Below are 2918 nucleotides of genomic sequence, written 5' to 3' on the forward strand. Positions count from 1 at the left end.
CGCTGCACGCCAACTTCGCGCCCGACCACGACGTGTTCCTCAAGGCCGGTTGAAGACCGGCCGGCAGGCGGGCATGCCCGAGAATCGGCGCATGCCCCACGCCGTCTCCCTGCTGCGCGCCGAACGCCTCGCGCGCAGCGTCAAACCCTTCCTGGCCCGTGGCGGCTTCAAGCGCGAACGCTGCGCCGGCTGCCGGCTCGCGCCCAGCCATTGCCTGTGCGCGCTGCGGCCCTCCATGGCCACGCGCGCGGGCGTCTGCCTGATCATGGGCGACATCGAGGCGCTCAAGCCCAGCAACACCGGCTGGCTGATCGCCGACGTGGTCGAGGACACCTTCGCCTTCGGCTGGTCGCGCACCGAGGTCGATCCCGCGCTGCCGGCCCTGCTGGCCGATCCGCAATGGCAGCCGTACGTGGTGTTCCCGGGCCAGTACGCCGCGCCCGAGCGTGTGGTGCAGACCGTCGCGCCGCCCGAGGCCTCGCAGGGCCGCCCTGCGAAGCGCCCGCTGTTCGTGCTGCTCGACGGCACCTGGGCCGAGGGGCGCAAGATGTTCCGGCGCAGCGCCTACCTCGCGCAGCTGCCGGTGCTGAGCCCGGTGCTCGCGCGCAGCACGCAGTACCGGCTGCGCCAGTCGGGCCGCGACGACCACCTCTGCACCAGCGAGGTCGCGAGCCTGTGCATGGAACTGGCTGGCGACGCGCTGGCCGCGCAGATCCTCGACGCCTACCTCGCGGTCTTCACCCACCACTACCTGCAGGCGAAGAACCAGTCGCCGATCGATGCGCAGGGCGAGGCGCATCGGCGCCTGCGGGCGCTGTCGGCCTTGCGGGCCTGAGGCCGGCCTGCAGCGCCATCCCGATCCCGAGCACCGCGACCAGCGTCACCGCCAGCAGCATGAAGGCCAGCGCCGCGCCGAAGGGCCAGTTGTTGAGCCCGACGAACTGCTGGTAGATCTCGGGCGTCATCATGCGAAAGCGCGGTCCGCCGATCAGCACCGGCGTGGCGTAGGCGTTCATGCAGAGGATGAACACCAGCGACATGCCCGCGATCACGCCCGGCATGGCCTGCGGCAGCACCACGCGGCGAAAGGCGGTGAAGGGCCGCGCGCCGAGGTTGGCCGCGGCCTCCTCGACGTTGCGCGGAATGCCCTCTATCACGCTGGCCAGCGTCATCACCATCAGCGGCAGCACGATCGTGACCATCACGCCCACCACCGCGGGCTGGTGGAACATCAGCTGCAGCGGCTCGCGCGCCAATCCGCTCCATTGCGCCAGCGCATTGAACAGCCCGCTGTTGCCCAGCAGCGCCATCCAGCCGGCCGAGCGCACCACGTTGCCCACCATCAGCGGCAGGATGGTGGCCAGCGTGAGCCACATCTTCCAGCGCCGCGGCATGCGCGCCAGCGTGTAGCCCGCGGGCAGGCCCAGCAGCAGCGCGATGCCCGTGGTCAGCGCGGCCACCTTCAACGTCACCCCCAGCACCTCGCGAAAGTACGGGTCGGCGAACAGCTGCACGTAGTTGCGTGCCGTGAAGGCCTCGACCATCAGCTCGGTCGGCGTGTAGAGGTTGAGCGAGTAGCGCAGCAGCATCGCCATCGGCGCCACCATCAGCGCCAGCACGATCGCGATGGCGGGCAGGGTCAAAAGACGCATCGCTCAGGCCGCCTTGAAGTCGCGCGACCAGTACTGCTGCAGCGCCGGCATGGCCTGCGCGAAGTAGCCGAAATCGGGCACCTTGAAGCGCGACTGCTCCTCGGGCGTGAAGGCGATCTGCGCGGCCAGCTCGGGCGGCAGCCTGGCATTGGTGACGGTGGGCACGTAGCCCATGCGCTCGGCGAAGGCCGACTGCGCGCCGGCATCGAGCATCGCGTTCAGGTAGGCGAAGGCGTTGTCCTTCTGCTGGCTGTTCTTGGGCACTGAGGCGGTGAAGGTGGTCGGCACGATGCCCTCGGCCGGCACGGCCGCCGCCACGCTCACGCCGGCGCGCCGCCACTGGTGGACGCGGGCGCGCCAGGCCAGGGTGATCCAGATGTCCTCGGCCTTGAGCGCCTGCGCCACCGCCTCGTTGGTGGCGAAGATCTTGGGCCCCAGCGCCTTCATCTCGCCGAGCTTGGCCATGCCGGGCGCGAGGTCGCCCAGCGTGCCGCCGGCCGCCAGCGAGGCGGCGGCGATGTTGTAGGGGAACAGGATGTCGGCGAAGCCGACGCGGCCCTTGTACTTCGGATCCCAGAGGTCGGCGAGCGACTTCGGCGCCGCCTTGATCTTCGCGGGGTTGTAGGCGATGACCAGGCCCGAGTAGATGTGCGGCAGCGCCTGCGGCTGGCGCAGCGCGGCGATGGCGTTCCTCGCGTTCGGCACGTTGGCCTCGGTCAGCGTCTCGAACAGGCCCAGCTGCGCGAGGCCGCTGGCCTCGAAGTCGACCATCGACACCACGTCGAGGCTGCCGCGGCGGCCGTTGCGCTCGGCCAGCAGCTTGGCCTTGCGCGGCGGGCCGTCGTCCACGCTCTGCACCGCTTCGATGCCCAGCGGCTTGAGCAGCGGCTGCTCGACATGCTTGCCGAGCAGGTCGCCGTAGTCGCCGCCCCAGGTGGCGACGACGACGCGGCCGCCGACGGCGGCCAGGGCGGGGCGGGCCGTGGCCAGCGGCAGCGAGGCTGCGGCCAGCAGCAGGGAACGGCGTGTGGAATGCATGGACATGATCGGAGTGGAGAGAGAGGGAAAGGGAAGCTCAGGAAGCCGTGGCATCCGCGGGCAGGGGCAGCGCGTGTTCCGCTGACCACTGCAGGCTCACGCGCTCGCCGATCGCGGGAGCACCCCGCGCCGGCACGCTGGGCTGGGCGACCGAGACCGGGCCGACCTCGGTCTCGAAGTGCCACTCGGTCGTGCCGCCCAGGTAGGTGCCGAGCTTCACGCGCGCGG

The 2918-nt window shown here is 70.9% G+C and carries 4 protein-coding genes; 1 reads left to right on the forward strand and 3 read right to left on the reverse strand.

The genetic code is table 11. From position 1 onward, the window contains the following. Positions 1-91: 91 nt before the first annotated feature. Positions 92-835, forward strand: a complete 744-nt coding sequence (locus AC27VN_RS37750) for a tRNA-uridine aminocarboxypropyltransferase (RefSeq protein ID WP_490879969.1) — start codon at positions 92-94, stop codon at positions 833-835. Here the strand turns inward: AC27VN_RS37750 and AC27VN_RS37755 are convergent. The 3 genes from AC27VN_RS37755 to AC27VN_RS37765 form a co-directional block, all read right to left on the reverse strand. Next, positions 738-1652 (reverse strand): ABC transporter permease, encoded by a 915-nt coding sequence (locus AC27VN_RS37755; RefSeq protein ID WP_413763034.1) that lies wholly within the window; start codon positions 1650-1652, stop codon positions 738-740. The two genes, AC27VN_RS37750 and AC27VN_RS37755, sit on opposite strands and share 98 nt — an antisense overlap. Before the next feature lie 3 nt (positions 1653-1655). Then, positions 1656-2690 (reverse strand): extracellular solute-binding protein, encoded by a 1035-nt coding sequence (locus tag AC27VN_RS37760; RefSeq protein ID WP_490879970.1) that lies wholly within the window; start codon positions 2688-2690, stop codon positions 1656-1658. A gap of 37 nt (positions 2691-2727) precedes the next feature. Beyond that, positions 2728-2918: TOBE domain-containing protein (locus AC27VN_RS37765; protein WP_490879971.1), on the reverse strand; the 191-nt coding region annotated here is incomplete at its 5' end.

Source organism: Variovorax sp. 20P10.2.4 (assembly GCF_058244205.1).

What these genes read in the sequence shown, in the direction of transcription:
- AC27VN_RS37750 (WP_490879969.1), top strand. Translation starts at nt 92, where the DNA reads ATGCCCCACGCCGTCTCCCTGCTGCGCGCCGAACGCCTCGCGCGCAGC.
- AC27VN_RS37755 (WP_413763034.1), bottom strand. Translation starts at nt 1,652, where the DNA reads ATGCGTCTTTTGACCCTGCCCGCCATCGCGATCGTGCTGGCGCTGATG.
- AC27VN_RS37760 (WP_490879970.1), bottom strand. Translation starts at nt 2,690, where the DNA reads ATGCATTCCACACGCCGTTCCCTGCTGCTGGCCGCAGCCTCGCTGCCG.